Annotated in this window: 6 protein-coding genes; 4 read left to right on the forward strand and 2 right to left on the reverse strand. The window is 31.4% G+C overall.

Annotated features, from left to right (window positions below; all coding sequences use genetic code 11):
- Both PZE06_RS25395 and PZE06_RS25400 read left to right on the forward strand, forming a co-directional pair.
- The coding region (locus PZE06_RS25395) for an IS3 family transposase (protein WP_275791668.1) at positions 1–109 on the forward strand (109 nt) is incomplete at its 5' end.
- 32 nt (positions 110–141) lie between these two features.
- Positions 142–492 carry a hypothetical protein gene (locus PZE06_RS25400; RefSeq protein ID WP_150917808.1) on the forward strand — a complete coding sequence of 117 codons (351 nt, stop codon included), beginning with the start codon at positions 142–144 and terminating at the stop codon, positions 490–492.
- A gap of 697 nt (positions 493–1,189) precedes the next feature.
- Here PZE06_RS25400 and PZE06_RS25405 read toward each other — a convergent pair.
- The gene (locus PZE06_RS25405) at positions 1,190–1,444 is read right to left on the reverse strand and encodes a spore coat protein (protein ID WP_145585132.1); all 255 of its coding nucleotides are present in this window, start codon (positions 1,442–1,444) and stop codon (positions 1,190–1,192) included.
- A 12-nt stretch (positions 1,445–1,456) separates the two neighbouring features.
- Entirely contained in the window at positions 1,457–1,642 is a 186-nt protein-coding gene (locus PZE06_RS25410; RefSeq protein ID WP_145585129.1) for a hypothetical protein, read from the reverse strand.
- 226 nt (positions 1,643–1,868) lie between these two features.
- Between PZE06_RS25410 and PZE06_RS25415 the strand changes: the two genes are divergently transcribed.
- Both PZE06_RS25415 and PZE06_RS25420 read left to right on the forward strand, forming a co-directional pair.
- On the forward strand, positions 1,869–2,465 hold the full coding sequence (locus PZE06_RS25415) for a cupin domain-containing protein (RefSeq protein ID WP_110927733.1): 597 nt from the start codon (positions 1,869–1,871) through the stop codon (positions 2,463–2,465).
- A 427-nt stretch (positions 2,466–2,892) separates the two neighbouring features.
- Positions 2,893–3,078: a hypothetical protein gene (locus tag PZE06_RS25420; RefSeq protein WP_110927734.1), complete on the forward strand. Its 186-nt coding sequence runs from the start codon at positions 2,893–2,895 to the stop codon at positions 3,076–3,078.
- Positions 3,079–4,047: the final 969 nt, after the last annotated feature.

Consider the following 4,047-nt stretch of genomic DNA (forward strand, 5'->3'; position numbering starts at 1 on the left):
AGAGTTTACAGACTATGTACACTGGTTTAACCACCTACGTATCCATGGTACTTTAGATTATTTAAGTCCAGTGGAATACAAACTTACACACCTTAAGAAAACTGTCTAGTTTAGTGTTGACAATCCACAATTAAAAATGTATTGGAGAAAAAATTTCATTCTCATATTATGGAGATAGCAAAAGAGAAAGAGACGGAACTATTTTTAACGAAGATTATAGAAGATAGATTGGATATTCTCTCGAAAAATGAGGGCTTAGTAAAAATGCTTTTGTCTGAAAGTTTAAGGGGAAATCTAATAAATGATATTAATTTGCCCGAAATAATCTTTTCAAGTTTAAAAAAGGGATTAGGATATCATTTTGAACTGAAAAACCAAACAGTGGATATAGATTTTTGTGCCAGACAGCTTGGTGGGGTGTTTTTAAGCTATGTTATACTACCTAACGGTCAACGATTTAAAAAGTTAACAAAACAAGAGAAACAGATATAGCAGGAAAACATGCAAAATCAATACTTTCAAGTATATAGGAGAGATTTACCATTTAGAATTCATAGTAACAAAGAGGTTGTTAAAGCTGCAGAAGATAGTTTAGTTGTTGGTATTAATTAGATTGTTCAAAAGCCATCATAAATATATATGATGGCTTTTGACTTTTTATATTGACTACGTTTTTAAACCAAGCGTATTATATTAAAAATAATGATAAAAGAGTAGAAATTATAATTGGAATTGTATTGAGTGTAGGGGTAATTGTAATACCCAAAATAGTAACAGGCAATAATCCACTCACAGTTAATCTATATGACCAATTGCCTCCCAAGCCATAGATCCAGCAATAAATTTAGCAAATTCTTTACGTAAGCGAATGTTTCTCCTTTCTTCAAGTTTATAATTTTGTACGTTTATTTATAATTTTTCTAATTCAGGTACGGTTATAAACTTTATCCTCCGTAATTGAAAAGTTGATATTAAACAGATATGGATTTACAATTTGGCTGGGAAAGTGAGGAATACTAGCCTAAAACCTAGGTAAAACTAAACTTCCTAGAAAAAATAGTTGGGAACATTCTAATAAAAGAAGGCTGAAGAAATAATTTAGTTGTTGGTATCAAATAGATTGTTCAAAAGCCATCATATATGTAAAAGATGGCTTTTGATTATTGTGATTGGGTTCGGTTTTTATTAATTATTGCCCAGAAGACAATTGTGCTTTTGTTTGCTGAATCACTTGTTGTGTTGCTGGAGCAGCTGGCTGATAATATCCCTTTTGCAAGGCATATTCATATAAAGCTCTTTGACGATTCTCATCTTGATTACGTAATTGTATAAGCGTCTGCCTTAATCGTGGGTTATTGGATTCACTAATATGAGTGGCATATCCAGTTAAACTCGCATTTAATCCTGATAAATAATCATTTACCATATCTTTTTCTTGTAGCATTTCAGTTCCTCCTTATCCAAAGAATCCTAATAATTGTTGTTGTGCTTGTCTTGCAGCATGTGCATCTTTTTGAAACATTTTCTTTAATTGCGGATCTGTGCAATTTTGCGCATAAGAATCCAGTTTATTTGCAATCATCCCGTGGCTACCTATAATATGACGAAGATTCTCTACTTCAAGCTCCGTTAAGTTATTCATCAAACACACTCCTTTACACTTTTATCTTTTTTAAATTACCCTTATAGAGAAAACTCATACGAACAAAAACAAAGCCAATGCATAGGGTAGGAACGCTCAGAAGGTAATTTTACCTTTGATGAAGGAAAAATGAAAATGTTTCTTTCTTTAAAGTTACATAAGTCAAGTACACATTCCTCCTATAGTACATAGGATAATTTGATGAACTGTGAAGGGATTGAGAAAAATGTACTACAACCCATATGTATATCAGTATCCTTATTATGTTAATATACCTGTGTATAACTATGGAAGACAGTCTGATTACTTTACTTCTCCTAATGGGATAGAGCAGATAAACAAATTTGATTCTTTTCGCTCCCCAAATGGCAGCGATAATTTTTTGTTAACAGATTATGGACAGAACCCATTTGTGGTCAATATCAATGAAGCATCAAAGCACAATAATGCATTCCGTACTGCTTTATGGACCGGAAAATATCTTCAAGTTACTTTAATGAGTATTAATGTTGGTGAAGATATTGGGTTGGAAATGCACTCAGACGTGGATCAATTCTTACGTCTTGAACAAGGTCAAGGAATTGTACGAATGGGGAATAGCCCGGATAATTTGAATTTCGAGAGAAGAGTATTTGATGACTCTGCTATTATGATACCGGCTGGAACATGGCATAATTTAATCAATACTGGCAATACTCCATTAAAACTTTATTCAATATATGCTCCACCTAATCATCCGTTTGGTACTGTTCATGTCACTAAAGAAGAAGCAATGGCTGCAGAAGAAGCTCATCATTATGGCGAAGGAAATAGAGGTTTTTAACTGATGTAGATTTAAAATAAAGTTTAACCGTTTATAAAAAAGTTGCACCGTTTTACCTCTTTAGATTTTTTATCTGAAGGGGTGTTATCGATATTAAATAATTGATTTGGTGTAATCACCCAAAAAACAGTAAGAACTTAAACGGTTTTTACTGTTTTTTTATTTTTATTTTGAAATGGATGTACAAATTCCAACTAGGATTGCATATATCCGAAATGGATAATTAAGCAAGTGATTATTAATTTGACAATACATAGATTTAAACCTTATTTTCTCATGTGAACAAAGCCTTATTTTAATCTAAATTAAGCCCTAAATGGACTGTTTATGTCTGTCAAACGACTTGAGTATTTATACTGATAATTTCAAAGAAATTAGGATAGATATGATAAAATAAAGGTAATGGTACGAATAGGGAGTTACTGAAATGATGTTTAAAGTAAAACTTTTTGATGCTAAAGGAAAAGAACTTGAAATTGAAAATAAAATCATTGGTGAACTCGTGTTTGAATCTAAACAAGCATTTGACCATTTTATTAGAGAATGCTTACCACCTGACTTCCAATATAAAGTAATTTCTAAAAAGGTAAATTCAAATAATGATAAGAAATAATTTTTGCTTATTAGTTCTTTTTATTCGTCAACTATAACGCTTGCATTTGTCTTTTTTGTGGTTCGGTTAATAATGTATCCAACCCAAAAGAATAAAAACTGATTATTATGCTCAAATTCAATTAAAAAATACAAATGTTAAAATGTGGGTATAATGGGTAAAATATACAATGATGCAACTAGAAAAAACTACCAAGAAACAAAAAGAAGGCTGTATTTTTAGCCTTCTTTCCAAAAGATTGCTTTAAGATTTAAAGAAAGCACAACCAAAATAACGACTGCCACATTTTTGAACAGTCGTTTTTCTTCTCTCTCATTTTTTTAACTCAAAATTCTTTTGGCAATTAGAAATCCAAAAGGGTAAAGATTCTGTAATTTTTGTTTTACGTATCTGGCTTTGTTTCAGTACGGAGTTTATGTAAAACTCTCCTTTTTGTCTAAACCCATGTAAGAAGATCACTTAAAATTAAAATAGTTATAATAACACTTCATGAGTAATTCATAAGCAAGGTCTAGGTTTTTTTATGGAGGTTAGTTATGTTCAAGTGAGGTTAACATCGGGAGAACTACCAGTATCATGGGCATTAGCTGTAAGTCGGACATTCATAATGCGATCATCTAGACAAATATTTGTGAAACTCCCTTATTTTGTATATCAGTTATTATTCAACCATCTTTATTTATCCAATGAAACAACATCTTTTCACCGATTTTAATTTCATACTGCATCAACAACAACATTCTTCTTTTCTGTCCCCTTAACTGCTAAACTAATTTCCCCTATTAAAACAATCTTTATAAAGAAATAAACATTTATAGATGCTAATTTACTAAATGTAATATAATAACTCAACTTTCGCAGACCAAATCAGGCAGGTAAGCCCTAATATAACCGGGTAAACCTGTAACCCATTGTGATAGTTGATTTTTAAGTAATTGCTGTGTTTGTTTATTCGTTTTCTTCAAGACA

Source organism: Robertmurraya sp. DFI.2.37 (assembly GCF_029211245.1).
Classification (GTDB): Bacteria; Bacillota; Bacilli; order Bacillales; family Cytobacillaceae; genus Robertmurraya; species Robertmurraya methanolica_A.

Coding starts and splice junctions, on each gene's coding strand:
- PZE06_RS25415 (WP_110927733.1), top strand. CDS start 1,869: ATGTACTACAACCCATATGTATATCAGTATCCTTATTATGTTAATATA.
- PZE06_RS25410 (WP_145585129.1), bottom strand. CDS start 1,642: ATGAATAACTTAACGGAGCTTGAAGTAGAGAATCTTCGTCATATTATA.
- PZE06_RS25420 (WP_110927734.1), top strand. CDS start 2,893: ATGATGTTTAAAGTAAAACTTTTTGATGCTAAAGGAAAAGAACTTGAA.
- PZE06_RS25405 (WP_145585132.1), bottom strand. CDS start 1,444: ATGCTACAAGAAAAAGATATGGTAAATGATTATTTATCAGGATTAAAT.